23 protein-coding genes are annotated in these 24,929 nt (G+C 64.9%); 16 read left to right on the forward strand and 7 right to left on the reverse strand.

Annotated elements, in window-relative coordinates:
- The first annotated feature begins 2 nt into the window (after window positions 1-2).
- Genes NV1_RS30950 through NV1_RS30960 form a run of 3 tightly spaced genes read left to right on the forward strand, consistent with a single transcriptional unit; the run spans window position 3 to window position 2,697 of the window.
- Window positions 3-761 (forward strand): SDR family NAD(P)-dependent oxidoreductase, encoded by a 759-nt coding sequence (locus tag NV1_RS30950; protein WP_067899457.1) that lies wholly within the window; start codon window positions 3-5, stop codon window positions 759-761.
- 35 nt (window positions 762-796) lie between these two features.
- Window positions 797-1,627, forward strand: a complete 831-nt coding sequence (gene menB, locus NV1_RS30955; protein ID WP_067899668.1) for a 1,4-dihydroxy-2-naphthoyl-CoA synthase — start codon at window positions 797-799, stop codon at window positions 1,625-1,627.
- Window positions 1,628-1,647: 20 nt separating this feature from the next.
- A complete protein-coding gene (locus NV1_RS30960) occupies window positions 1,648-2,697 on the forward strand; it encodes an LLM class flavin-dependent oxidoreductase (RefSeq protein WP_067899460.1) in 1,050 nt (349 codons plus the stop codon).
- A gap of 9 nt (window positions 2,698-2,706) precedes the next feature.
- On the opposite strand, the gene NV1_RS30965 is transcribed toward NV1_RS30960, so the two are convergent.
- Window positions 2,707-3,423, reverse strand: coding sequence for a FadR/GntR family transcriptional regulator (locus NV1_RS30965; protein ID WP_067899462.1), 717 nt, complete (start codon window positions 3,421-3,423; stop codon window positions 2,707-2,709).
- Between the two features lie 258 nt (window positions 3,424-3,681).
- On the opposite strand from NV1_RS30965, the gene NV1_RS30970 reads away from it, so the two are divergent.
- Genes NV1_RS30970 through NV1_RS30990 form a run of 5 tightly spaced genes read left to right on the forward strand, consistent with a single transcriptional unit; the run spans window position 3,682 to window position 8,288 of the window.
- Window positions 3,682-4,464, forward strand: coding sequence for an enoyl-CoA hydratase/isomerase family protein (locus NV1_RS30970; protein WP_067899465.1), 783 nt, complete (start codon window positions 3,682-3,684; stop codon window positions 4,462-4,464).
- A gap of 45 nt (window positions 4,465-4,509) precedes the next feature.
- The gene (locus tag NV1_RS30975; protein WP_067899467.1) at window positions 4,510-5,319 is read left to right on the forward strand and encodes an enoyl-CoA hydratase/isomerase family protein; all 810 of its coding nucleotides are present in this window, start codon (window positions 4,510-4,512) and stop codon (window positions 5,317-5,319) included.
- Between the two features lie 37 nt (window positions 5,320-5,356).
- Window positions 5,357-6,169 carry an enoyl-CoA hydratase/isomerase family protein gene (locus NV1_RS30980; RefSeq protein WP_067899468.1) on the forward strand — a complete coding sequence of 271 codons (813 nt, stop codon included), beginning with the start codon at window positions 5,357-5,359 and terminating at the stop codon, window positions 6,167-6,169.
- Between the two features lie 7 nt (window positions 6,170-6,176).
- Window positions 6,177-7,220, forward strand: a complete 1,044-nt coding sequence (locus NV1_RS30985; RefSeq protein WP_067899470.1) for a phosphotransferase family protein — start codon at window positions 6,177-6,179, stop codon at window positions 7,218-7,220.
- A gap of 45 nt (window positions 7,221-7,265) precedes the next feature.
- Window positions 7,266-8,288 carry an Rv3169 family protein gene (locus NV1_RS30990; RefSeq protein ID WP_067899473.1) on the forward strand — a complete coding sequence of 341 codons (1,023 nt, stop codon included), beginning with the start codon at window positions 7,266-7,268 and terminating at the stop codon, window positions 8,286-8,288.
- A 121-nt stretch (window positions 8,289-8,409) separates the two neighbouring features.
- On the opposite strand, the gene NV1_RS30995 is transcribed toward NV1_RS30990, so the two are convergent.
- The 4 genes from NV1_RS30995 to NV1_RS31010 form a co-directional block, all read right to left on the reverse strand.
- Complete coding sequence (locus tag NV1_RS30995) at window positions 8,410-9,306, reverse strand: SDR family oxidoreductase (protein ID WP_067899475.1); 897 nt, start codon at window positions 9,304-9,306, stop codon at window positions 8,410-8,412.
- 40 nt (window positions 9,307-9,346) lie between these two features.
- Window positions 9,347-10,483 (reverse strand): acyl-CoA dehydrogenase family protein, encoded by a 1,137-nt coding sequence (locus NV1_RS31000; RefSeq protein ID WP_067899477.1) that lies wholly within the window; start codon window positions 10,481-10,483, stop codon window positions 9,347-9,349.
- A gap of 1 nt (window position 10,484) precedes the next feature.
- Window positions 10,485-11,279 (reverse strand): enoyl-CoA hydratase-related protein, encoded by a 795-nt coding sequence (locus NV1_RS31005; protein ID WP_067899480.1) that lies wholly within the window; start codon window positions 11,277-11,279, stop codon window positions 10,485-10,487.
- Between the two features lie 335 nt (window positions 11,280-11,614).
- Window positions 11,615-12,454, reverse strand: a complete 840-nt coding sequence (locus tag NV1_RS31010) for a PaaX family transcriptional regulator (protein ID WP_067899483.1) — start codon at window positions 12,452-12,454, stop codon at window positions 11,615-11,617.
- A 270-nt stretch (window positions 12,455-12,724) separates the two neighbouring features.
- Here NV1_RS31010 and NV1_RS31015 point away from each other — a divergent pair, with 270 nt between their 5' ends.
- From NV1_RS31015 to NV1_RS31035, 5 genes are all read left to right on the forward strand, one after another.
- The gene (locus NV1_RS31015; protein ID WP_067899486.1) at window positions 12,725-13,897 is read left to right on the forward strand and encodes a 2-hydroxyacyl-CoA dehydratase subunit D; all 1,173 of its coding nucleotides are present in this window, start codon (window positions 12,725-12,727) and stop codon (window positions 13,895-13,897) included.
- Window positions 13,898-13,991: 94 nt separating this feature from the next.
- Window positions 13,992-15,266, forward strand: coding sequence for a 2-hydroxyacyl-CoA dehydratase subunit D (locus NV1_RS31020; protein WP_245714014.1), 1,275 nt, complete (start codon window positions 13,992-13,994; stop codon window positions 15,264-15,266).
- Between the two features lie 3 nt (window positions 15,267-15,269).
- Window positions 15,270-16,217: an acyl-CoA dehydratase activase gene (locus NV1_RS31025; protein ID WP_067899491.1), complete on the forward strand. Its 948-nt coding sequence runs from the start codon at window positions 15,270-15,272 to the stop codon at window positions 16,215-16,217.
- A complete protein-coding gene (locus NV1_RS31030; protein ID WP_067899494.1) occupies window positions 16,214-17,011 on the forward strand; it encodes an SDR family NAD(P)-dependent oxidoreductase in 798 nt (265 codons plus the stop codon). Before NV1_RS31025 ends, NV1_RS31030 begins: the two co-directional genes overlap by 4 nt.
- A 201-nt stretch (window positions 17,012-17,212) precedes the next feature.
- Window positions 17,213-17,638, forward strand: a complete 426-nt coding sequence (locus NV1_RS31035) for a transposase family protein (RefSeq protein WP_157117475.1) — start codon at window positions 17,213-17,215, stop codon at window positions 17,636-17,638.
- 159 nt (window positions 17,639-17,797) lie between these two features.
- On the opposite strand, the gene NV1_RS31040 is transcribed toward NV1_RS31035, so the two are convergent.
- Together NV1_RS31040 and NV1_RS31045 are read right to left on the reverse strand one after the other, a co-directional pair.
- Complete coding sequence (locus NV1_RS31040; protein ID WP_067899500.1) at window positions 17,798-19,567, reverse strand: 1-acyl-sn-glycerol-3-phosphate acyltransferase; 1,770 nt, start codon at window positions 19,565-19,567, stop codon at window positions 17,798-17,800.
- Window positions 19,564-21,030 (reverse strand): HAD-IB family hydrolase, encoded by a 1,467-nt coding sequence (locus tag NV1_RS31045; RefSeq protein WP_067899503.1) that lies wholly within the window; start codon window positions 21,028-21,030, stop codon window positions 19,564-19,566. Before NV1_RS31045 ends, NV1_RS31040 begins: the two co-directional genes overlap by 4 nt.
- An 82-nt stretch (window positions 21,031-21,112) precedes the next feature.
- On the opposite strand from NV1_RS31045, the gene NV1_RS31050 reads away from it, so the two are divergent.
- The 3 genes from NV1_RS31050 (at window position 21,113) to NV1_RS31060 (ending at window position 24,795) form a co-directional block, all read left to right on the forward strand.
- Window positions 21,113-22,540 (forward strand): wax ester/triacylglycerol synthase domain-containing protein, encoded by a 1,428-nt coding sequence (locus tag NV1_RS31050; RefSeq protein ID WP_084526019.1) that lies wholly within the window; start codon window positions 21,113-21,115, stop codon window positions 22,538-22,540.
- Window positions 22,541-22,683: 143 nt separating this feature from the next.
- Window positions 22,684-23,499: an alpha/beta fold hydrolase gene (locus NV1_RS31055; RefSeq protein ID WP_169813447.1), complete on the forward strand. Its 816-nt coding sequence runs from the start codon at window positions 22,684-22,686 to the stop codon at window positions 23,497-23,499.
- A gap of 279 nt (window positions 23,500-23,778) precedes the next feature.
- A complete protein-coding gene (locus NV1_RS31060; protein WP_067899510.1) occupies window positions 23,779-24,795 on the forward strand; it encodes an NAD(P)H-dependent glycerol-3-phosphate dehydrogenase in 1,017 nt (338 codons plus the stop codon).
- Window positions 24,796-24,929: the final 134 nt, after the last annotated feature.

Raw genomic sequence — 24,929 nt, forward strand, 5'->3', positions numbered from 1 at the left:
CCGTGAGTAATCGCGTAGCGCTCGTCACCGGCGGCGCACAGGGAATTGGCGAGGGCATCTCGCGCAGACTCGGCGCGGCCGGCTTCCGCGTCGCGGTCGCCGACCTGAATTACGAAGTGGCACAGCAGACGGCGAAGGAGATCGTCGCGGCCGGCGGTCAGGCGATCGCGGTGCCGATCGACGTCACCGACACCGCCTCGGTGCAGGAGGCCGTCCAGCAGGTCACCGAGACCCTCGGCCCGGTCGAAATCGCGGTCAACAACGCCGGCTGGGACGACTTCATGAAGTTCCTCGACACCGACGAAGCGTTCTGGGACAAGATCCTCGACATCAACTTCAAGGGCGCGCTGCGCGTCAACCACACGGTGGTGCCGGGCATGATCGAGCGCGGCTTCGGGCGCGTGATCAACATCGGCTCGGATGCGGGACGAGTCGGATCCTCGCTCGAGGCCGTGTACTCGGGTGCCAAGGGCGGCATTATCGCCTTCACCAAGACCCTCGCCCGCGAGGTTGCCACCAAGGGGGTCACCGTCAACACCGTATGCCCCGGCCCCACCGACACCCCTGCGCTGCGCAAGTTCGCTGACAACTCGGGTCAGGATGCCGACAAGGTGCTGGGCGGTATGACCCGCGCAGTACCGATGAAGCGGCTGGCGCTGCCGTCCGATATCGCCGCTGCCGTAGCGTTTTTCGCCTCCGACGAGACCGGCTACATCACCGGCCAGACACTGTCGGTCAGTGGCGGCCTGACCATGGCGTGAGCGCACCTGTGGGTGACGACACGGTGGGTGGCGGCATGGGGGAGTGGTCGACGGTCCGGCGCTACGAGGACGTCGACTACTCCCGCACAGCTGACGGCATTGCCAAGATCACAATCTGTAGACCCGAGGTCCACAATGCCTTCCGGCCGCAGACATTGGTGGAGATCTCCGATGCGCTCACTCATGCCCGGGAGGATCCATCGATCGGTGTGATCATCTTGACGGGCGAAGGTGACAAGGCGTTCTGCTCCGGAGGCGACCAGCGCGTCCGCGGCGACACCGGCTACCTCACCGATCCGGGAAATCCGGCTGCGGTCGGCCGCTTTCACGTCACGGACCTGCAGGTGCAGATCCGCCGGCTACCGAAGCCGGTCGTGGCGATGGTGGCCGGATACGCCGTCGGCGGCGGGCATGTGCTACAGATCGTTTGCGACCTAACCATCGCCGCCGACAACGCACGCCTGGGACAGGTGGGTCCCAAGGTCGGCTCGTTCGACGGCGGCTTCGGCGCCGGCCTGCTGGCCGATATGGTCGGCGTACGCAAGGCCAAGGAGATCTGGTTCCTCTGCCGGCAATACGATGCCGCCGAGGCCCTCGAGATGGGACTGGTCAACACCGTCGTGCCGCTCGCCGGCCTCGAGTCGGAAACGCTCACGTGGTGCCGCCGGATGATGGAATTGTCACCGATGGCGCTTCGGCTGATGAAGGCCAGCTTCCACGCGGCCGAGGACGGCCTGGCCGGAATTCAGCAGCTCGCGCACGATACGAATCTGCTGTTCTACGCGACCGAGGAGGCCAAAGAAGGTCGCGAGGCATTCAAAGCGAAACGACGACCGGAGTTCGACCGTTTTCCGCGGCGAGCCTGACACATCGGAGGATCACCGGGATGACGACATTCGGGGTCAACGCGTTCGGCGTCGGCCGCGGGCCGCGGCGGTTCGCGACCATGACCGAATTGGCGCGCGAGGCCGAGGAAATCGGGTGTGCTGCAGTGTGGACGAGCGAGCTCTACAGCCGCTCGGCTACCGTACCGATGGCGGCGCTCGCGGCCGGGACCAGCACGATCCGGATCGGATCGAATATCGCCTACGGCGTCGGTCGCAGCCCGTTGATGTGGGCGGCGGAAGCACGTGACCTCGACGAATTGTCCGGCGGCCGAATCATTCTCGGCATCGGCAACGGCACCCCGAAGATGATGGAGGCTTGGCACGGGGTGCCCGGCGAGGCACCGGCCGCGCGAATGGCCGAACTGCTCACCGTCCTCAAGGCGCTGTGGCGCCTGCACGAGGGGCCGGTTCATCACGACGGGCGCTTCTACCATGTGCACATCTCGCCCACGTCGGATGTACCGGAACCGATCCGGGCCGAGATCCCGATCTGGATAGCCGGCGTCAACAAGCTGATGCTGCGCACCGCCGGCGAACTCGCCGACGGGCTCGTTGGCCATCCGATGTTCACGACCGACTATGTTCGAGGGCCGGTCGCGGACGAAATCGCTGCCGGCGCAGCGATTTCGGGCCGCGATCCGGCCGAGGTGACGATCATGGGTATCCGGATGTGCGCGATCGACGACGATGTGGATCTGGCGCGGCGCCAAGCTGCTTATGCCATCGGGCAGTACGCTGCGTCCCGGGTCTACGATCGGCTGTTCGCCCTGCACGGATGGAGTGCGGAGCAGGAAAAGATCCGCCGGGCAGCCCGGGATCGCGACACCGAGGCGCTGATCGGAGCCGTCACCGACGACATGATCGACACCATTGCCATCGCCTGCCGCCCCGCGGAGTTCCCAGCGGCCCTCGCGCGAATTCCCGCGGGCTTCGACCACCTCGACCTGATTGCCCCGCCGTGGGGCTTGAGCGATCAGGAGACGCGTGCGATCAACTCCGAGATCCTCGCCGGTCTACGTGTCCACCTCGCGGATACGGTGCCGGTGTGAGTTGTGGCCTCAGGCATCGTGCAGTTCGATTTCGGTCCGTTCCTCGACCTGGACGACGGCCTCGGCATAGCCGTGGACGTGTTTGGTCATGCGTCGCGTCGCTGCGGTGGAGTCGCCCGCACGGATGGCGTCGGTGATCGTCTTGTGTGCCCGGCAGGTGGTCTGGCGCACCGCCTCGTCGACGAACGCGGTGTTCTCGGTCGAGCTGTAGATGGCTGTCGACAACGCGGTCATGAAGCCGGTCAGCAGTTCGTTGTGACTGGCGGTGGCCACCGCGAGGTGCCAGTCGACGTTCGCCTGCAAAAATTCCTCGAGCGGGATGGCGAGGTCGCCCAGCTTCTTGTTGGCCGCTTCCAGGGCGGCGATGTCGTCGTCGGTGCGATATTTGGCCGCCAGTGCCGCGCAGGCCGGTTCGATCGCCTCACGGGTTTCCAGCAGGTCGGACAATTTCAGTTGCTGTCCGCGGATGAGCAGGTTCACCGACGAGGCCACCGAGGCGCCCCCGGGCTGCTGGACGAAGGCGCCGCCGGACCGGCCGGTCTTGATGACGACCAGACCCTGTACTTCGAGGATGCGGAGAGCTTCGCGGACAGTTGTCCGACTCATCTGCGTCTGAGTGACCAATTCGCGTTCGGGCGGCAACGCGGTGCCCGATGGGAATTCCCCGCGCAGGATGCGCTCGCGAAGGTCGTTCGCCAGCACATCGGACGCTTTGGGCACCTGCATCGGCTGCAATTGAACCGGGTGTCGCGCAACCGTGCTCGACGAGGGCGACTCGGGCATCGTTACCTGCTTTCTATGTATTTGGTCGTACCTAATCTATCAGTAAAGAGTCTCGCCATGCGAGTTCGCCGGAGCCGGTAGCAATGCAGGTCTTTGGTCATACCAAAATAATGGTTGACTTATTGCTGTGGGCTGGATAGTTTCCAATGAGAGAAAGTCGGCCGCAGCGGTGTCGACGAGTTGCTGAATGCGAGGATCGACGTGGCAGAGCGGGCGCAGGATGTGGTCATCTGGAAATCGGTGGAGCCGGGCATCACGGAGGTGACGCTGCAGCGCCCGCCCGCCAACGCCCTGGGGCTTCCTCTGCTGGACGGCATGCACTTGGCGATGGACGCCGCGGAGAAGGCGGGCGACGTCAAGGTCATGGTGGTCCGCTCCGCGGTGCCGGGATTCTTCGCCGCGGGCGCCGACATCAAACACCTGTCGACGATCGACTCCGAGTCCTTCACGGCCTATGGCGACAAGATGCGTGCGGTCAACGATCGACTGGCCGCGGCGCCGTGGATCTCCATCGCCGCGATCGACGGGGTCGCGCTGGGTGGCGGACTCGAACTCGCGATGGCATGCACACTGCGAGTCGCGGGTCCCGCGGGCCGATTCGGACTGCCGGAGGTGAAACTCGGGTTGATCCCGGGTGCCGGAGGTACGCAGAGACTGCCGAAGCTGGTCGGACGGGGCCGAGCATTGGACATCATGCTCACCGCTCGCCAGGTGGACGCGGAGGAGGCCTACCGGATCGGCTTGGTGGACCGGCTCACCGACGCTGACGTCACCGAGGCCGCCGAGGCATTCGCGCACGAACTGCTCGGCCCCTCGTTGCCGGCCCAGCTCTCCGTAGTCCGCACGATCGACGTGGCTTTCGACCTGCCGCTCGAGGACGGGGCGCGCTACGAGGTCGAACAGATCCAAGCGCTGTTCGAGGACGGGGAGGCCGCCGAGGGCATCAGTGCTTTCGTCGAGAAGCGCCAGCCGCATTTCCGTTGAGCCTCGACCTCGCCGCTACCGGTCCGCTTTGTCTCAGGAGCCCGCATGAAAACGCTGGAAGAACCTTTCGAAACCCTGCTCGCCGAGGAGGCGAAGCCGGGCATCGTCGTGGTCACCTTGAACCGTCCCGACCGCTACAACGCGATGACGAACACCATGTTCGTCGAACTGGAGCGGCTGGCCTGGGGCCTGGAAACCGAGGACTCGTGCCGCGTGGTCGTCGTGACCGGCACAGGAAAGGCGTTCTGCTCGGGCTACGACCTCGCCGATGCCGACGACCTACCGAATCTGGGTGCGTTGGGGATGCTGGATCAACAGGAGCGCGCCGCGCGGGCCCTGACTGCCATCCGCTCGCTGCGTGTCCCCGTCATCGCCGCGGTGAACGGCCCCGCTGCGGGCGGCGGTCTGGCATTGGCGCTCGCCGCCGATATTCGCCTTGCGGGCCCGGCGGCGAAGTTCAACGCCGCATTCGTGCGCATCGGCTTATCCGCTGGCGATCTCGGGACGTCATGGCTGCTCACCCGCCTGATCGGACCAGCGAAGACGAGCGAAATCTGCTTCACCGGAAGGGTTGTCGACGCTACCGAGGCTGCGGAACTGGGGATCGTCAACTCGGTCGGCACGGGTGATGTGCTGGCGGATTCGCTCGCGCTGGCCGAACAGATCGTCGCGAACTCACCCGGCGGAGTGCAGCTGTCCAAGCGGGCCCTGCAGGCCAATCTCGAGGTCGGCTCCTATGCGGCTGCCATCGAGCTGGAAAACCGCGGGCAGGCCCTGCTGACCCGCAGTCCGGACATGTCCGAGGCGCTCAACGCCTTCAAGGAAAAGCGCACGCCCGTCTTTCAGGGCAAATAACACTGCCGACCGATACGAGGCGAGGCGAGGCCACGACATGACCATTGATTTTCCCGAGCTGCGGACTTTGACCTTCGAAGAATCCGAACCCGGAGTCGGCATTCTGAGAATGAACCGGCCCGACCGGATGAACTCGCAAACCGTCACCATGTTCCACGAGTACCTGTCGGCGGGACGAGCCCTGCGCGACAGCGGTTTACGTGCGCTGATCCTCACCGGCGCGGGTGATCGAGCCTTCTGCGCAGGATTCGACCTGAACGAGATCCACGTGATCACCGAGATGGGTGTGCGGGAGTTCCTGAAGTTCCAGGAAACCGCCACCGGCGGCATCCAATCCATCCGGCACCTGCCCTTCCCGGTGATCGCGGCCATCCACGGACCCGCGACCGGAGGCGGTCTGGCGCTTGCCCTGGCCGCCGACATCCGCCTGGCGGCACCGACGCTGAAGATGAGTGCGGCGTTCGTCAAGGTAGGACTGTCGATCGGTGAATTGGGGACATCATTCAACCTCACGCGCCTCGTCGGCCCGGCACGTGCCGCGGAGATCGGGTACACCGCACGTATCGTCGAGGCGGACGAGGCGTTGCGGATCGGCCTGGTCAACCGTGTGATCGCCTCGGAACGACTGCTCGACGAAGCACTCGCCCTGGCTCGGCTGATCGCGCAGAACTCGCCCGGCGGGGTACGGATGTCCAAGCGCGCGATCCAGCGCAATATTGAAATCGGTTCCTACGAGGCGGCTTTGGAGCTCGAGAACCGCGGTCAAGCCCTGCTCACCAGGACCGAGGACATGCCCGAAGCGCTGGCGGCCTTCCAAGAGAAGCGCGCGCCCCAGTTCACCGGTCGGTGAGGCCGAGATGACTTGGGACTGGACGCCGGAAACACGACATGCGCTGGGAGAGTTCCTGGGAAGCCGGGGGATACTCGCGGAGCCGGTAACCACCAGGGCCATCGGCGACGGGCACTCCAACCTGACCTATCTGGTCGGTGACGGCACCTCGAGTGTGGTCGTGCGGCGCCCGCCGCCACCGCCGATCCCCCCGGGAGCCAACGACATGCTCCGGGAAGCGAAGCTGCTGCGGGCGTTGTCCGCGACCGGTGTGCCGGTGCCCGAGGTCCTCGCCGTGGCAGAGGAGGGCGAGGTGCTCGACGTTCCCTTCTACGTGATGAGTTTCGCCGAGGGGCCCGTCGTGACGACCCGCACCCCCGCGCCGCTCGACACGCCCGATCAACGCCGCGCCGTCGGCTACAGCATGATCGACACGCTCGCCGAACTTCACGACGTGGATTGGCGGGCAGTCGGTCTCGGGCAGCTGGGACGCCCGGAGGGGTTCAACGCCCGGCACCTTCGGCGGATGCGCCGCCTCGTCGCTGACGATGCCGGAAATCCGCCGCCGGAGTTCGCCGACGTCGATGCCTGGCTCGAGGCGAACACACCCGCGGAATCCGGGGCGACGCTCATTCACTGCGATTTCCGGATCGGGAATGTCGTCCTCGAACCGACTACACCCGGACGTATCGCCGCAGTTCTGGATTGGGAACTCGCCACCATCGGCGATCCGTTGCTCGACGTCGGTTACCTCTTGGCGACGGTCCCCGAACCGGGCCGGGCGATGAATCCGACCGCCGCCCTGAGTGCCGCGATGCTCGAACCCGGATATCCGTCCACATCCGAACTCGCGCAGCGATACCGCGAGCGTACCGGGCGTAATCTGGACAATCTCGCCTGGTACACGACACTTGCGCTGTGGAAGCTCGCCGTTCTGTACGAGTACAGCCGCCGGCGTGTTCTCGATGGCATCGGCGATCCCTACTACTCCGATCCCACATTGGTGCTGAGCTTTCTCGACGACGCACGGCACGCGGCGGGCCTGGCGGGTGCCGGAGCGCGGGCCCTGTAGTCACGCACGACGGGGCGCAGCGCGCCTGAACCACAAGGAGTTTCGATGGCCGACACATCCGGCACCACCTTCCACGATCCGCTCGTCGGCACTGAAGTCACCGACCTCCCGGTCGGCTTCTTCGATCGGCTCATGTTCAATCTGCATCCGGTCGATGCCACCCCACCGTCGGTCATCATGGGCTTCGGGATCTACCCGCCCAAGGACACGGTCGACGGTTATGTGATCGTGAGTGATGAGCACGAGCAGCGCAATCTGCGCTTCTCGAGCCGACTCAGCGGCACCGACCGTGACGGTGCCGGCCCCTTCCGTTTCGAGTTGCTCGAGCCGAACGGGCGGTGGCGGCTTCGCCTGGGCCCCAACGAGATCGGCACCGAATTCGACCTGACCTGGCGGGCGCGAACATCCGCCTGGTTCGGGGAGATCGCGGTCACGAACGCATCCGCGCAGCGGACCTCGTTCGACCACCTCTTCCAGTCGGGCCGCTACCAGGGCACCCTGTCCATCGACGGCCGGACACAGTCGGTCGACGGATGGTACGGGCAGCGCGATCGGTCCCGCGGCGTGCGCACCATGGCCGGCGGACAAGGCCTGCACATCTGGTATCAAGCTCAGTTCCCCACGTTCTCGATCGGTTTCCTGTTGGTCGAAACCCGCTCGCACGAGCGGCTTCTTCTCGAGGGAGCGGTCATGCACGAGGACGGCCGCCTGGATCCGATTACGGACGTGCGGCATGCGCTGGTCATCACATCGGATCTGGATCTGGTCGAAGGGGAGGTCCAGGTCGAAACCGCAGCAGGGGAGAAGTACCTCGTTCGTGCCGACGCACGAGCCGGCGGTGGCTTCATGGCCGGTGCCGGTTACGGCGGCCATCATGGCGATTCGTCGGGGGCCGACCAGATCGAGTCGGATCGCTATCGACTCGACGGCTCGGTGACTCCGCGCTCCCTCGACTCGGCACTGACCGACCGGTTGTGTGCCTTCACTCTCGGCGACATCCGAGGGGCAGGCATCTTCGAATTCGCGTTGAGCCGTAGCAGCAAGTACGGCTATCGGCCCTCGTTGTAATCGGGCCGTCGCGGTGGAACGATTCGGTGCGATCGCGGCGATCGAATAATTCGGACCCAAGCGAACAGGGTGCGCATCTTTTGGACGCGCACCCTTTCTGTTGTCGTGGACTCGGATGGATTCACACGCTCCGTTGTGCCTTACTCGATTCCGAGGCCGCCTTGCTGGTTTCCTTGATCTGCTGCCAGTCGGCGTCGGAGAGGCTGGTCAAGCCGGCGAAGGTGCCCGGCCCGGCCAGCATCTGGCCGCCGTCCATCGCGATCGTCTGGCCGGTGAGGTAATCGCAGGCGTCCGAGAGCAGGAACATCGTCAGGTTGGCGAGTTCTTCGATGGTTCCGGTGCGCCCGGCCGGGATCTGGTCGGCCTGGGTGGCGCCGACCGACGATTTGTCGGTCGGATTCAGCATCTCCCATGCGTAGTCGGTTGGAATGGGTCCGGGGGCAAGGGCATTCACACGGATGCCGTACTTCGCCCATTCCACCGCGAGCGACATCGTCATCGAATGCACCGCGGCCTTCGCCATCGCCGACGGGACGACGAACGCGGACCCGGTCCATACCCAGGTGGTCAACGTGGACAGCACGCTGCCGCGCAGCCCTTCGGCGATCCACCGCCTACCGGCGGCATGGGTGGTGTGGAACGAACCATTCATCACCGTGCTCGTGATCGCCTGGAACGCACGCGGACTCAGGTCTTTGGTCTGTGCGATGAAGTTGGCGGCGGCGTTGTTGATCACCCCCGTGAGCGGGCCGTGGTCGGACCAGATCCGCTCCATCGTCGCGTCGACACTGTCGTAGTCGCGAACATCGACCGTCTGGTAGTGCACCGCTCCGGGGCGTGTGGCAGAAGCCTCCGCCGCGGCCTCGGCCAGCACTGCCTCACGCCGTCCCCAGAGGTGAACTTCGGCGCCGTGCTCGGCGAGATGCCGCGCCACACCGCGGCCCAGTCCGGTCCCGCCGCCGGTGATCAGGATTCTCTTCCCGGACAGCAGTGTCGGCGGGAAGGTCGTGTCCGTCATCAGTGCACCTCGTTATCGATGGTTCGAGCCGGCGGCCCGCTCACAGGCCGATATGTTTGGCGATGATCTCGCGCTGGATTTCGTTGGTGCCGCCGTAGATCGGCGGTGCGAGGGCGCGGCGAACCTGACCTTCCATGCCGTATTCGCGCGCATAGCCGTAACCGCCCATCATCTGCATTGCCTCGAGGGTGGCGTTCTTGGCGACCTCGGTGCACCGCATCTTCGCCATTGCGCTCTCGCGGGCCAGATCGTCCTCGAGTCCGGCGTCGATCTTGGTCGCGACGTCGTACACGAACGTGCGGGCGATCTCGATGTCCGTGGCGAGGTCGGCCATGCGATGCCGAAGAGCCTGGAATGTCGCGAGCGGACGGTCGAACTGTTCCCGTTCCCGCACGTAGGCGACCGCGTCGTCGAGAGCACGCCGAGCACCGCCGATACTCATAGCGGCGATGATCAGACGTTCGATGCTCAGCCCGCGCATGAGCTGCTTCCACGCATTGCGCGCTTCGCCCACCACGGCCGAAGCGGGCACCTCGACATCGCTGAAGAATACGTCGTTGCAGGTGTGCGCTTCCATTGTCTCGATGCCGCGGATGGTCAGGCCGGGCGCGTCGGTGGGCACCATCAGCAGGGTCATGCCCTGGTGTTTTCCGCCCGAGTTGTCCTCACGGGCCAAGACCAGGAGATGTTCGGAGACATGGGCCGCGGAGATCCAGGTTTTCTGACCGTTGATCAGATACCGGTCGCCGTCGCGGCGGGCGGTGACTCGCAGCCCGGCCAGATCGGACCCGGCGCCGGGCTCACTGAGCGCGATCGCCTCGAGGCGGCCCTCGGTGAGATTACCGACGATCGTCTTCTTCTGTTCGTTGTTGCCCCACCGCATATATGTCTGTGCCGCGGTGAGACCGGTTGAATACCCGGTGATCGGCGCGAGGCCCCGTGCCGATTCCTCCAAAAAGATACATTCATCGACGAAACCGGCTCCGCCACCACCGAATTCGGCGGGCAGCGACACACCGAGCCATCCGTTGCGGGCCATGTCGGCCAGTACCTGAGGGCTGTTCGACAGTTTTCCGCCGTCGGTGACCGCGTCCCGCTGTGCGACTGTCGCGAGCTGGCGGCGGCAGTACGCGGTGACTGCGGCTGCGAACTCACGCTGTTCGGTTGAGAACTGCAAATCACTTACCCCGGTACGGCGAGAAGTCGGGCTTGCGCTTCTCGTTGAATGCGGTGATACCTTCCTGGGCCTCCGGCGTTTCGCCGAACATCGCCAGCGTCGAGTAGGCCATGGTGCCGATGCTCACGAAGTGCTCGGTATCAGTGTTCATCGACTGCTTGAGCACCTTCAGTGCCGTCGGCGAGAAGTCGAGCATCTGATCGGCCCATGCACGCACCTCGGCCTCGAGGTCGGCGGCGGGCACCACCTTGTTGACCAGGCCCCACTCCAGAGCCTCCTGTGCCGATAGCCGGCGCAGCATGAACCAGATCTCCCGCGCCCGTTTCTCCCCGACGACACGGGCCAGATAGCCGGAACCGAGGCCGGCGTCGAAGGAACCCACCCGGGGGCCGTTCTGCCCGAACTGCGCGGTGTCGGCGGCGATCGTCAGGTCGCACAGCACGTGCAGCACGTGGCCGCCACCAATCGCGAGCCCGTTCACCGCCGCGATCACCGGCTTCGGAGCGTCGCGGATTACCCGGTGCAGCGCCTCGACCTCGAACAGTCCGCTCGCCGAAGGGCCGTAGTCGCCGGTCTCCATCCGCTGCTTCTGGTCACCTCCGGCACAGAACGCCTTGTCGCCGGCGCCGGTCAATGCGATGACTCCGACCTCGTTGCTCGCCCATGCGCGTTTGAATGCCATGACCAGTTCGTCGACCGTTTGCGCGCGGAAGGCGTTGTAGCGCTCCGGACGGTTGATGGTGATCCATGCCAGTCCGTTGTCGACCTCATAGGTGATGTCGGTGAATTCAGCCATCAGACTTCGACGTCCTTTCATGACGAGGAGAGGGTTGCGCTTTGTGGTCATTAGGACTGACCATTTGCATTACAGTAGCTTTTATCGAGCCTGGCGCGCAAGGGAGGATGTTGCTGCCTATCCGGAGGTGAGGCGGTTCTGGTCATGTGTCGCGACTACGACAGGATGGTCCCGATAGATTCGGTGGTAAGACCATTGCGGTTGCCGGGGTCTGCTCGGGGCAGTATGCCGAGGATGCCTGAGTCGACTGGGGGCGTTGTCCCGTCGAGCGCTCTTGTCCGCGCCGTGGCCAGGCCCGGCGTGGCCGGGGTGGCTGAATGCGCGGCCTGATTGCGTCAATCCAGCCGCGCGATGTGGCGCCAGTGTTCGTGGGCGGCGGGGGTCGATTCGGCGCGCAGATCGCGTAGCCGCTTGGCGGCGCGCTGCCCCCGCCAGTCGGGGAGCAGGACCTCGGGCAGTCGCGGATCCATGTAGGTCATGCGGCGCAATGCCTCGGCGAGTTCTACGTGGGCGAAAAGCAATTCGTCGGCGGAGTCGTAGTGGCGGCCGTCGAACCGATCCAGAAGTTCGTCGTAGGCGCGCTCGGCGGCGTTCAGATCCCAGGACCGGCGCACGAGCTCTTCTTCGGAAATGCCAGCGGCTGCGGTGGTTCCGATGAACGACACCGTGTTCGCGGTGAGCCCCAGGGAGTCGATCGCCCTCGCCGCTTCTGCTGCTCGTCCGGTGTGCGGGGTGACCCACACACCGGGTGTCGGATTGCCGAAGCTCGCCCAGCGGAGTGCCGCGTACAACTTCTTGCGCGTCGAGCGATGCGATTCCGGAATAGGGACGTTGACGACGAGCCACTGACCGTCCCACTGGGTGATATCCACATCGGTGGAAAACACCCGCACATCGCCCTCGGTGAAGAGGCGATGCGCCTTGTCGGTGAGGCTCCACACCGTTTCCCGTCCGTCACGCTGCGCGGCGATCAATCCTGCGGACCCGGTTCGGGCGACCGCCTGCCTGCCGGCATGCGCTCCGAAGCCCAATCCGTCGAGCACGTAGAGCAGCGCCGCGGTCCGCACCGGTTGCCCATACGGTTCGACCAGCTCGCCGAGAACGGTGATGAGCATGGAGCGGGCACTGCGGGGCGAGGCAGCGTCCCTGGTCGGCGTCGGCTCGGCGTCGGACATCCTCCCATCGTCGCGCACGACGGTGGTGCGTTGCCACTGTGCCCCGCCCTTCACCGCGTCCAGTCCGTCACATCGCGGGGCCCGGGGTCATCCCCCCGCGGCCAGTTCGAGTACCGCCGGCACCGGCTGCGACCGAATCCTCCTGGACCACTCTTTCAACATTTGACATATACGGCTACTATCTATCAAATAACGTATCATCTAATCGGGCCGCAGAGATGCCGATCGAGCGTCTGAGGTTGCGGCCGTGCTCGAGCCGAGGGGCTGGATATGAGCGAACTGGATCCGACGGTGATGTCGGCGCTGCGAGCGGTGGCCGACGATCCGGCGACGTATGCCCGGATGTGGAAGGCGAAATTCGCAGGGCGCGCGATCGCGTCGTTCCCGATGAACTTCCCCGCCGAGATCGTGCATGCCGCCGGGGCGCTGCCGGTGATCATTCAGGACAGTCCTACCCCGATCACCGAGGGGCGCAGCCTGCTCGCCGAGTTCTACTGCGGCTACACGCGCAGCGTCGCCGACCAGGCGGCGCTCGGTGTGCTCGACATCTTTGATGCCTTCGTCGCTGCGGATCACTGTGTGCAGTTGCTCGGCGCGGTCGATGTCATCCGCTGGACACGCCCGGGCAAACCGGTGCACTTCGCCCAATTCACCAGCGCGATGGACGACGCCTGGACCAAACCACGGGTGCATGGGCGAATCGAGGACTTGAAACGGGAGATCGAAACGATCCTCGGTGTGACGGTGACGCAGGACAAGCTGGCCGCCAGCATCCGGTTGTTCAATCGGAATCGCGGGTTGCTGCGACAGCTCTACGACCTGCGCCGCTCCGGTCGCGCCCGGATCAAAGCCGGCGAGATGCAAGTACTGGTGAAGTCCAGCATGGTGATGGATGTCGAAGAGCACACCACGCTGCTCGATCGGTTGCTCGCCCGGCTCGGTTCGGCCGCTGAACCCCGCGCCGATCTCGTGCGCCTGCATCTGTCCGGGCATTTCTGCCACGCCCCTCGCACCGAGATCCTGGACGTAATCGAGGAATCGGGCGCGCTCGTCGTCGACGACGACCTGTACACCGGCTTCCGCTACATCTCGACCGATGTGCCCGAATCCGGTGATCCGCTGGCCGCCCTGTCGCAGTGGTACCTCGATCGCAACCGCACCGCGCCGTGTCCTACCCGGGTGACCAGCGACGTCGACTGGGACACCTACCTGATCGACTCCCTCGAGCGAAGTCACTCCGACGGTGTCATCGTGCTGATGGCGAAGTTCTGCGAACCGCACATGCTCTACTACCCAGAATTGCGTAAGGCGCTGGAAGCCCGCGCCATTCCATTACTACTCGTGGAAACCGAACACGAGGGCAATCCGGTCGAGACCCTGCGCACCCGAGTGGAGACCTTCATCGAGCGCATTCGCCGCCAGCCCGCAGCTGCCCGGTCCTGAAAACCAGTTACGCACAAAGGAGTTCGCCGTGGCGATCCAGCACAAGAGTACCGAGAAAGCGAATCGTCTGGCCGCCACCCGAGTCGGTGGCCGCATGGTGGCCGAATACTGGGACAACATTTTCACCGCGAGGGAACGAGGTAAACATGTCGTCTGGTACAACGGCGCCGCGCTGAACCCGCTGTTCCAAGCGGCGGGACTCGAATGGTGTCACGGCGAGGCATTCGCCGCCCGGTTGGCCGCCCAGCATCTGGAAGAACCCGCCCAGGCGGCCGGCGCCGAATACGGTTACATCGGTGAGTTGTGCTCTTATGCGAGAACACATCTCGGATGCGCGGTACTAACCCACCAGAACGTCAACGAGCAGGCGACCGGGGTGGTGGGTATGGTCGATCAGCAGGAGCTGGCCGCCAAACTGCCCGCGCCCGACTTCTTCGTCAACGGTTACGCCGGCTGCAGCACCGGTCAGCAGTGGGACGCCATGACCTACCGAGTTTTCGATCGCAAACTCCCGCTGTTCAACGTCTCGATCCCGATGCTGTGGGGAAACAAGCCCGACGCCGGCTATATGCGAGGCGAAGAGTGGACCGAGGTGAGCAGGTATGTGGAGGGGCAGCTGCGGGAGCTGATCGGGTTCCTCGAACATCAGACCGGGCGGCCCTTCGACTGGGATGCGTTGAGCGAGAGCATGTTCTATATCAAACGTGCTTCCGAACTACGCCTCGAGGGGATGGAGCTGTGCCGACAGGCGCCGACTCCGGCCACGTACTGGGACTGGGTGGCGAGCATCGCCCCGATCAACTTCCTCCCGGGCACCCAGGACCTCGTCGACTATTTCGCCGGTGTGAAGACCGAAATCGAGCAGCGGGTCGCCGCCGGCGTGAGTGCAGTGCACAACGAGCGCTACCGGGTGTATTTCGACGGCATCATGAACTGGAACAAGCTCGGCTTCCTGACTCGGAAATTCGCCGGATACGATGTGGCCGTCGTGGCGGGGCGCTACACTCACGAATCCTTCTGGCAGGAGCCGCAACTCATCGATACCGACAATCCGCTGCTCGGCATGGCCCAGCACTATCTGCTGTGCCCGCTCAACCACGGGTTGAAGAATCTTCAGGAACTGTTGCTGCGGCGCCTGGACGAATATGCCATCGACGGCATCGCATTCCATTCGACACGCACCTGCCGGGCGATGACGAATCCGCAGGCGATGCTGGCCCGGACCGCGGAGAGTGAGCGCGGAGTGAAATCCTTCTTCTTCGAAGGCGACGTCGCGGATGCGTCGTTCTACAACGATGAGCTTTTCGACAGCCGACTCGAGGCCATGCTGGAAGCCATCGATGTCCAGCGCATGAAATCAGTGGTGTGAGCGATGGCCGGCAGTTGGTTCGTCATGGGCGTCGACCTCGGCTCGACCACGGCGAAGGCGGTCGTCGTCGATCAGGACGGCGGCCTGAGTGGAGCGGAGGTCGTGCAGATGGGCGCGGTGAGCCCGGCCGCGGTCGCGCGCGCGATCGACGGTGCTTTGCGCGCCGCCGGGGTCCCCGGTGGCGATATCCGCCGGACCGTCAGTACCGGCTACGGGCGCAAGTTGGTGCCGGGCGCCGACCGCAGCTTTACCGAGATCACCTGCCATGCCCGCGGCGCCGCGGCACTGTATCCGGGTGTGCGCCTGGTGATCGACATCGGAGGTCAGGACAGCAAGGCAATCATCGTCGACGACGACGGTCTGGTGGAGCGGTTCGCGATGAACGATCGATGTGCCAGCGGGACCGGGCGCTTCTTCGATGTGCTCGCTCGGGCGCTGGAAGTCGACATCGGCGAGGTGGGCGAGCTGGCATTGACCGGCTCCGATGCCCTCGAGGTCAGCAGCATGTGCGCGACTTTCGCGGAGACGGAGGTCATTTCGCTGCTTGCCCAGGGTCGCGCCAAGGCCGATATCGCCGCGTCGGTGCACAGGGCGGTGGCGGCGCGCACTCTCGGTCTGGTGGCGCAGGTGGGTAAAGTGTCGCCGGTCGTGATGACCGGCGGGGTGGCGAAGAACGTGGCCGCGCTGCACTATGTGTCGCGGGCCTTGGACCGACCGGTCGAACTACTCGATCAACCGCAGATCGCAGGTGCGTATGGGGCGGGGCTGCTCGCCCGCGACGAATACCTCGGTTCGTCCGAGGCGGCGGCGCACCGCGACACCATCTCCGAAACGCATTGGGCGGCAACGACATCAGCCGCGACACCGCATTGCCTCGAGTGTGACGGCACCTTCGAGCACGCATCGCGCACCGGCCCGATCGCGCTCGAATTGCGAAGGAGTAACCGATGAACGACAAGCCCGAGATCCGAGTGCCGACCCTGGCCGAATCGACCGTATACGTCGCGGGCGGCACGAGCGGAGTCGGATTGGAGGTCGCCCGCCGCTTCGTAGCGGCGGGAACGCAGCGTATCGGCCTGGTGGGTCGCAGCGCCGAACGCGGGGAGAAGGCGGCGAACCACATTCGGTCACTGGCGCCGGGGGTGTGGTGCCTGTTCGCCGCGGGGGATGCCAACGATCCGGCCGAAGCCGGGAGAGTGTGCGACGAACTGCGCAACGGTCTCGGACCCGCGGACATCCTGGTCAACAGCATGGCGGCGGCGTACTCGCCGCGGTTGTTCCATGACATCCGCCCCGAGGACGTGCCTACCATCCTGCTGCAACAGGCGCTCGGCCCGATGAACGTGTGCCGCGCGGTGCTCCCCGATATGCGTGCGCAACGCGGCGGAGCGGTGGTCAACATCGCTTCCGATGCCGCCAAGTGGCCGACGCCGGGAGAGACCGTCCTCGGTGCGGCGATGGCGGCCATCGTGACCTTCAGCAAGACCTTGGCGATGGAAGCCAAACGCGACGGCGTCCGGGTCAACGCCGTCACCCCGTCGCTCATCCGCGACACCGGAGCGCACGACCGCGTCATGGCTGAGCCGTTCAGCGCCAGACTGTTCGAGAAAGCCGCGCGTGCGGCATCGCTCGGTGTCGCAGAGCCGGTCGACGTCGCGGACCTGATCGTCTTTCTCTGCAGTCCCCAGGCGCGCCGGATCACTGGTCAGGCGGTGAGCCCCAACGGCGGCATATCCGCCGGATAACCGGAGGTCCGAAAGCACGCCACCGCCGGTTCGACCGGACGGCCGGTGGCGTACCTACCTGCGGCCCTAGGGCTCCGGCAAAGTCGTGAATTGAGTAGCTGACCTGCAGATTCGGGTGTGTCGCTGGCGCGGGCACGGTATCGGCCCGGTGATGATCGTGGTTCCTACACCTGATCGTCGAAAGCCGTTGCCGTACCCGCGTTGTCATCATCGTCTGCTGTTGTCGCCCGTGCCGAACCGGACATCGATCCGGCCGGGATGCCGACAGGCGACGGCGCCGCCGCGATGATGCCGGAATGTTTGCTGGAGGTGCTGGTCCGAGTACCGGATCCACGCAAACGCCGAGGCCGGCGATTCCCGCTGGCGGTGATCCTGCTGCTCGCGTTGACGGCCACCGCGACAGGAGCCCGGTCGTTCACCGCGATCGGCGAGTGGACCGCCGACGCCCCGGCCGCCGTGCTGGCTCGCCTCGGCATCACCGGGTCGGCGCCGAGCCAGAAGACAATCCGCCGCGTGCTGCAGCGCCTGGACGCTGACGGGCTCGACTCAATCCTCGGCGCATGGATATGGTTGCGCGCCAAACGATCAGCGGGCTCACAGTCATCTCGTTCGACGGCAAGACCTTGAAAGGCGCCCGCGACGCTGCCGGTCATCTCACACATCTGCTGTCGGGGATCTGCCAGGCCACCGGCGTGATCGTGACCCAGATCAATTATACGCGCGCTGTGCGGGTAGCCGTCCGTTCACGCCGGACGCCGGTATGGTCTGCACGCCGCGCCCGACATGTCAATGAAGACCGCGGGGTACCGGCGTCCGCCGCGCCAGGCACTCGATTCGGGCCTGAATCGATTGGATCTCGCTTCTGAACGCCACACGGCTTGAACCCAAATCAGGCCGGTCGTTCAGGAGTCCGAGGTGGCGGACGAGCCGGAGAGCGGTGTCGAACATTTCCGTGGAAGTGGACTCCGCACTGGCATTGCGCCGCTGAAGCGCCCACTGATTCCCCACCGCGAGGCAGCGTTGGATGAACCACGGCTCATCGAACTCGGTCGAATCGCCGAGGTCAGCCAGTTGGTAGGCGACCACGGCATAGGCGTCGATGAAGGGCCTGAGCATCAGCGGTGCGACGAAGAGGCCGACTCGATCCAAGCATGTCGAAGCAGTCGGGGCGTCGATGGAAGTCAGACTGATCCCGTTGCCGCCGGTGATCAAGTCGAGCTCCGATTGCAGGGCTGCCGCGAATTCGCTCCGGCCGGCGAAGAAGAACTCGAACTTGAGCAGGTCTCGCAGCCGCAGCGCGTCGTCGAGTGCCGTTGCCTGTGTCCGCTCCGTCGATGACACGATTTCCAGGGCGACCTCGACGATCGCACGCTCGATAAGGGCATGGATGGCGCTGTTGCGGTAAACCGCCGCGATGAGGTGTTGGCTCCGCTGGATGCCCCATACGGTCGTATCACCACGAAAGCTGCTCAGAACGCCGGTCCGCTCCAGATCTTGCAGTGCCCGTCGGATGGTGGCCTTGTCGGTCAGGTTCGCCGCGCCCGCGGTGTGCCAGTTCCGCGCCCGCAGATAGTCGGCGAGCGGTTCTACCGTTTCGAGTACCGACTCGAGCGTCAGCGCCCGGTCGGCCGCGAGCAAGGCGATACAGACCACCGCGGTCGGCGTTACGGGTGTGGCGCGATTGATCCGATGCGAAACCTCCACGGCGATCCGCTCGATCGCGGTGGTCTCTGCGGCATCATCCTGTTTGAGCTCGTGGAGTCGGGAACGAAGCTCGATCGGGTCACCGAAATCGACGTATACGCGGCCCAGGCGGCGCCGCAGGCCACGAAGGTAGCCGAAGAACCACCGCACATTCTCCGGCGTCTTGTGTTGTCCCCGCGCCTCCGCCGTCATCTTCTCGACCTCATGGGTAGGCAGTTGGTCGTACAGGATGGAAACCGGCACCAGCAGTACGTCCGAACTTTCCTCTTCTTCGACCGCGTCGGTGACGTATCGCAGCAGGCCCAACCGTGGCGGGCGAAGCTTGCCCGTCCTCGAACGGCCGCCTTCGATCGACCAGATCAAATTTGCTCGATCGGCGATGAGCCGGCGTATGAAGGTTCGAAGCGCCAGCTTGTATACCGGGATGTCGCCCGTCGCGCGGCGGATGTGGACGATGCCGGTCCGCCTGGCGATAGTTCCGAGCGGAAAAAAGTCGAGGTTTGCGCCGGCGAAACCGAAGGGCGCGCGCAGTCCTAGTTCCACCAATGCGGTGGGAAACACCCATTCGTCGAGATACGACCTGTGCGAGATGAGGAAAACCAGCGAATGACCTCGATCGAGTGTGTGCAGGCTGGCCAGTCCTTCCTCGTCGACCAGACGATCGTATCCGCGCAGCATCCAGCGTCCGAGAGCATGCCATTGTGCTAGCACGTTCGGATTGTGGGTCGCCGACATCTCTCGCAGGTGCGATCGGATTTCAGCGACGACATCGTCGACCGGCCTGTCGAGGCGTTTCGCCAGATCCGCCGCGTCGTTGGCATAGTCGTCGAAATCAGGTGCGTTGCCGGTCATTTCTGGGTCTCCGGCTCTGTAGATCCCGCTGGGTCGGGCCAGTGAGCGAGGGTGTCGGAATACAACTGCCGCACATGGTCTACCGCTTGGTCCAGGTCTGCTTTCGTCCAGCCAGTCGTGGGTATCGGTTTGTGGACGACGACTTCCACCGTGCCCGATCGAACGGTTTTAGCGTTGCGCCACATCAGTTCTCCGGCATTGCGAATGACGATCGGAACGATCGGGACCTCCGCCTGCATCGCCAAGTGGAAGGCGCCCTTCTTGAACCGGCCCACCCGTGGCGTGAGCGACCGCGTCCCTTCGGGCGAGATGACGATGGAAATCCCCGCGGCCAGCCGCTGTTTCGCCTCCGCCAGTCCGCTTCGTGCTTGTTCGGGGTCGGCACGGTCGATGAAAGCGAAATCGGCCATCGAGAGTAGCTGCCCGACGACGGGGATGCCGGCCGCTTCCTTCTTCGCGACGGCAGTGAAGCCACCTCGCAGGATGGACGTCGTCACAAGCAGATCGACCAGAGAGCTCTGATGGTTGATCAAGAACACCGCCGGCCGCTGTACCCATAGGTTGGCCTCGCCGATGACCCGGACATCGACGTCGCCGAATGCGGATCCGAGATGAGCGAAAAGGCTTGTCGCCAAATCTATGCCACGGCGTCTGCTGCCGGTGAGTGCGCCGATGGCGATACCGGCGACGCCCGATCCGGCGAGAGCGCCGTACATCGCCGCAGTGCGCAGAGCAGGTTTCGGGTCGAGTCGAGCCGGGCCGCGTCGCAACTGCAATTCCGGCCAGTCGTTGCGCCACGCGTGCTCGGACAACTCGTGCTGTGGGTTGACCACGCACGGGTTGCCCACGCATGCGAGAAACGGTACGTCCTCATTTCCGTTCGCATAGGCGAATGAATCCGGAAGCCGGATGCCGACGGCATCGGCGAAAGTCGTTATCGCTGCGGCCTTTCCGGTACCCCACGGCGGCCGACCGATGACCCTCCCGGTCAGCAGTCCGTCGACCTCCTCCAGTTCGGAGCAAAGAATATGGTCTACTTCCAGTTCGCGGGCCAGTGGCGCGACCTGGAATCGGATTGCCGACGTAGCGATCGCCACGGTATGTCCCTGTTGCTGATGGGCCTTGACGAGACTCCACATCTCATGAAAAAGCGAACCCGCGATGCTTCCGCTGAACAGTCGCGAGCCGAGTTCCTCGAGGTCGGTGACGGGACGTCCAGACCATCCTGCGACGCCGTGCGCGAGAAGTTCACCGAACTTCTCCTCGGTCAATGTCGGTCCGGTCATGGACCGGAAGGTTCTCACCAGCTCCTCCAGGCCGATCTCGAAATGCCGCAGCCGATGTGAGTACAGCGCTTCGGCGGAGTAACCGTCGATCAAGGTCCCGTCGAAGTCGAAGAAGGCGGCGACGGCGGGTCCTCGGGGGGCGCGCCGGATTGCCTCGGTAGCCGCAGTGAGTGACATGGGCGGGACCTCCTCGCCGTTGTACAGCCAGACAAAAGCGATTTTCGGTAGTATGGTAATACCATACTACCTTGGAGGCTATATGGAGCATCGGACATCGTCGGATGACGCGGCCGACTGGGGTGGGCCGCGCGAGATGTCGGCGTGGGAAGGTCTCATGTGGCGCGCCGAACGGGATCCGCGCACTCGCTCGACCGGAATCTTGCTCGAGCTTCTCGATCGGGAGCCTGATTGGGAGCGGCTCGTCGCAGCATTCGAGCGAACGACCCGGCGAATTCCGCGTCTGCGCGAACGCGTGGTGGAGCCACCGTTTCCGCTGGTTCAGCCGGTGTGGTCACCCGACCCCGAATTCGAGGTTCGCGATCACATTCGCCGGGTGGCACTCGGGCCGGCCGCCGGGATCCGAGATCTTCTGGCACAGTGCGAAGTGGAATGGTCCGTTCAACTCGACCGCACCCGGCCGCCGTGGGAAGCGATTCTTTTCAGCGGATTACAGGACGGCCGAGCCGCACTGGCCTTTCGCGTCCACCACAGCCTCGCCGATGGGACGGGACTGGTGCAGTTACTGGAGTTGGCACACGAGGGTAGCTCGGATCCGAACTCGAACGCCTCGCGGTCCCGGCCTATGTCGACCCCGCTCGGGATGCTCGTCGATACGACACTTTCGGCTTTCGATACCGGGCGGCTGTTACGGATGGCGCGTGGTGGTGTCGATCGCTCGTTGCGCCGGTTGGCCGACCCTCGCGCGTCGGTTACCGATGCCACCCGCTACGCGTTGTCGCTGTCGCGCATGCTGGCGGTTCCCGCAGCGAAGCGATCGCCGTTGCTCGCTGAACGTGGCGACGGCACTCGACTGGCCATACTCGATGTACCGTTGCGCGGTCTGAAGTCCGCGGGAGCAGCTGCCGGCGGCTCGGTCAACGACGCCTTCGTCGCGGCGATCCTCGGCGGCGTCAGGCGGTATCACGACCGTCAGGGTGCTTCGGTCGATGACGTCGTCGTGGGGATGCCGGTAAGCCTGCGCAACGAGAACGATCCACTGGGAGGTAACCGATTCGCCGGGATTCGCTTCGCTGGGCCGGCGGGGGAGCTCGATCCGGCGAAGCGAATTCGGGCGATCCGCAGACGGGTGAGCACCGCGAGGAACGAACCGGCGATCGGCTTTCTCGATTTCCTGTCGCCGATGCTGACCAGGCTTCCTACGCGCGCCATCATCGAGTTGTCGGCGAACTTCACCACCAGCTCGGATATTCAGATCTCCAACATCCGCGGAATCGACCGGCCGGTACGGCTGGCGGGGGCCGAGGTGACGGGCGTCTATCCACTCGGCCCCCGTCCGGGGGTCGCGGCCATGATCGCGATGATCAGTTACAACGGCGTGTGTTGCCTCGGCCTGACATTCGATCCACACGCGTTCGTCGACAGAGAAGCGTTGCGGGAGTCGATGCGCGAGGGATTCACCGAAGTGCTGGAGCTCGCATCGCGGGATGATGGGCAGGGCCACGCATGAGACGTCATCTCCGGTCCTTTCGGGATGACCTCGATGCCCGGATTCGCGCAGCTGAGGCCGACGCGTACGCCGCCTACGATGTGGTTGGATCCGAGCGCGTAATCGACGTCGATTCCGGCTTCGGTGCGGTTCGTGTTCGCGTGATGGAGTTCGGCACGTCCGACGAACGGTCCCCGATAATCATGCTGCACGGAATAGCCTCCGCCACCGTGCTTGCCGCACCGCTGCTGCCGTATTTGAGTAACCGCCGAGTGGTCGCAGTGGACTGGCCGGGACACGGGCTGTCGGACGAATGTGTACTACCGTCCGGCGTCGATCTGCGAGCTCACAGTTCGGCGGTGCTGGGTTCGCTGCTGCACGTCATCGGCGCCCCGGAGGTGGATATGGTCGCCCACTCGATGGGTGCGCAGTTCGCGCTGTATGCCGCATCCGATCTCGGAAAGCGGATCAGGCGAGTCACGCTGCTCGGTGCGCCTGGGGCAGCGATTCAGGGAGTCAGGCCGATCCCGGCGATGTGGATGATCGCGCTACCGAAGGCAGGGCCGTTGTTGCTGTCGCTACCGATGTCCGAGCGGGCGTTCGACCGCGCCAACGATCGCACACTCGGACGGGAGGCGCTGCTCGGCGCGCCTGCGGAACTGGCGCTGGCGCTGCGGTTGATCGGCAGCCGGACTCGCAACGCCGCCAGTATCGCTAGTTTCTTTCGGGCGCTCGTCAGGAGGGCGTCGGTGCGTCCGCAGGTCGTGCTGGCGGACGATGCGCTCGCGCGACTCGGGCAACCGGTGCAGTTCGTCTGGGGCGATGGCGATGTCTTCCTGAGCCCGCTCGCCGCTGCTCGCTCGATCGTGGCGGTGCGCAACGTCAGCTTGCTGCGAGTGCCCGGTGCGGGGCATGCGCCCTGGCTTCAGGCGCGCGAACGGACGGGACGTGCGGTAGCTGAGCACCTTCTGGTCCGATAGCGCACTTGGAATGAGCGAGGTGAGATGTCCCTCCGGAGGATGGTGCCGGTAAGCCTCCGGGGGGTCTTTACCGTTCTCCTGCTCATCGGACCGATCGTCGGGCAACGATGAGGCTGTCCAAGGACGTGACTCCATTTGCGCTTTCAGGGAAGGGTGAGCGATGAAACCTATCGACCCCATCGGACCGTGTGTCGTTGAGGGGAAAACGAATTCGTCCGCCAGGAGTGTGGTCGCCGAGATTGTTCGGGCCAGGCGAACTGTCGCCCCTCGGCGGGCGTCATGACCCGCCGGCAGCCCACCATCGCTGTTCTCGGGGCGGGTTCGTGGGGTACCGCGGTCGCGTCGATCATCGCGCGCAGCGTGCAGGCAGTGGTGTGGGCACGGTCCACCGACGTCGCGGCGGAAATCAACCAGTACTCGCAAAACCGGAGATACACCGGCGCTTGTCTGCTACCGCCGAGCCTCAGGGCCACTTCGTGCCTCGAGGAGGCGGTAACCGGTGCGGACGCGATCGTCATCGGTGTTCCGTCACACGGATTGCGAGAAGTAATCGCAGGCGCAGCAGCGTTCGTCCGGCCATCCGTGCCGATTGTCAGCCTGGTCAAGGGATTGGAGCAAGGCTCCGATCTGCGTATGACCGAGGTCGTCTCCGAGCTGATGCCCGGGCATCCGGTCGGCGTGCTCGCGGGCCCGAACATTGCCCAGGAGGTCGTCGAGGGTTACGCGGCAGCTGCCACGCTGGCGATGCCCTATCAGGATTGCGCGGATCGGCTGGCAAATCTGTTCCGGACACCCCGGTACCGGGTGTATTCCACCACCGATGTAGTCGGAGTGGAGATGTGCGGTGCCCTGAAGAACGTGTTCGCGATCGCGGCGGGTATGGCGGACGGCGCCGGCGCGGGCTACAACACCAAGGCCATGGTCATCACTCGTTCGCTGCGGGAGATGACACGTCTCGGTTCGGCGATGGGTGGTGATCCGGCGACATTCAACGGTCTCGCGGGTAACGGCGATCTCATTGTGACCTGCACGAGTCCGCGGAGCAGAAACCGCAAACTGGGCGAAGCGCTCGGCCGCGGCATGACCATCGGAGAGGCGCTCGCGACGGTTTCGCAGGTAGCCGAGGGGGCGCGCTCCGCGAGCGTTGCGAAGCGCCTCGCTGATCACCTCGGAGTCGAAGCACCGATTGTCCGTGAGGTGGATGCTGTCGTCAACCGCGGTGCGACAGCGTTGGAGGCGTATCGCGGACTGCTGCGGGATGCCCCGGGCCATGAAACGCGCGGTAGCGGGTGGTGAGGTGGATCCGGACGCATCGGAAATGCGACAGCTGCCAAAAGTGGCCACGTTTGGACTGACCTTAATTAAGATCTGATGGTAGCAGTTTGCCGCAGCGTCCGAACCCGGCCGAGCAGGTCCGGACTCGACCCGAT

Source organism: Nocardia vaccinii NBRC 15922 (genome assembly GCF_001613305.1).
In the GTDB taxonomy this organism is placed as follows: Bacteria; Actinomycetota; Actinomycetes; order Mycobacteriales; family Mycobacteriaceae; genus Nocardia; species Nocardia vaccinii.

What these genes read in the sequence shown, in the direction of transcription:
- NV1_RS31015 (WP_067899486.1), top strand. Translation starts at nt 12,725, where the DNA reads ATGAGCGAACTGGATCCGACGGTGATGTCGGCGCTGCGAGCGGTGGCC.
- NV1_RS30980 (WP_067899468.1), top strand. Translation starts at nt 5,357, where the DNA reads ATGACCATTGATTTTCCCGAGCTGCGGACTTTGACCTTCGAAGAATCC.
- NV1_RS30995 (WP_067899475.1), bottom strand. Translation starts at nt 9,306, where the DNA reads ATGACGGACACGACCTTCCCGCCGACACTGCTGTCCGGGAAGAGAATC.
- NV1_RS31025 (WP_067899491.1), top strand. Translation starts at nt 15,270, where the DNA reads ATGGCCGGCAGTTGGTTCGTCATGGGCGTCGACCTCGGCTCGACCACG.
- NV1_RS31020 (WP_245714014.1), top strand. Translation starts at nt 13,992, where the DNA reads ATGGTGGCCGAATACTGGGACAACATTTTCACCGCGAGGGAACGAGGT.
- menB (WP_067899668.1), top strand. Translation starts at nt 797, where the DNA reads ATGGGGGAGTGGTCGACGGTCCGGCGCTACGAGGACGTCGACTACTCC.
- NV1_RS30960 (WP_067899460.1), top strand. Translation starts at nt 1,648, where the DNA reads ATGACGACATTCGGGGTCAACGCGTTCGGCGTCGGCCGCGGGCCGCGG.
- NV1_RS31060 (WP_067899510.1), top strand. Translation starts at nt 23,779, where the DNA reads ATGACCCGCCGGCAGCCCACCATCGCTGTTCTCGGGGCGGGTTCGTGG.
- NV1_RS31055 (WP_169813447.1), top strand. Translation starts at nt 22,684, where the DNA reads ATGGAGTTCGGCACGTCCGACGAACGGTCCCCGATAATCATGCTGCAC.
- NV1_RS31045 (WP_067899503.1), bottom strand. Translation starts at nt 21,030, where the DNA reads ATGTCACTCACTGCGGCTACCGAGGCAATCCGGCGCGCCCCCCGAGGA.
- NV1_RS30990 (WP_067899473.1), top strand. Translation starts at nt 7,266, where the DNA reads ATGGCCGACACATCCGGCACCACCTTCCACGATCCGCTCGTCGGCACT.
- NV1_RS31010 (WP_067899483.1), bottom strand. Translation starts at nt 12,454, where the DNA reads ATGTCCGACGCCGAGCCGACGCCGACCAGGGACGCTGCCTCGCCCCGC.
- NV1_RS31040 (WP_067899500.1), bottom strand. Translation starts at nt 19,567, where the DNA reads ATGACCGGCAACGCACCTGATTTCGACGACTATGCCAACGACGCGGCG.
- NV1_RS31030 (WP_067899494.1), top strand. Translation starts at nt 16,214, where the DNA reads ATGAACGACAAGCCCGAGATCCGAGTGCCGACCCTGGCCGAATCGACC.
- NV1_RS30965 (WP_067899462.1), bottom strand. Translation starts at nt 3,423, where the DNA reads ATGCAGGTGCCCAAAGCGTCCGATGTGCTGGCGAACGACCTTCGCGAG.
- NV1_RS31050 (WP_084526019.1), top strand. Translation starts at nt 21,113, where the DNA reads ATGGAGCATCGGACATCGTCGGATGACGCGGCCGACTGGGGTGGGCCG.
- NV1_RS30975 (WP_067899467.1), top strand. Translation starts at nt 4,510, where the DNA reads ATGAAAACGCTGGAAGAACCTTTCGAAACCCTGCTCGCCGAGGAGGCG.
- NV1_RS31005 (WP_067899480.1), bottom strand. Translation starts at nt 11,279, where the DNA reads ATGGCTGAATTCACCGACATCACCTATGAGGTCGACAACGGACTGGCA.
- NV1_RS30985 (WP_067899470.1), top strand. Translation starts at nt 6,177, where the DNA reads ATGACTTGGGACTGGACGCCGGAAACACGACATGCGCTGGGAGAGTTC.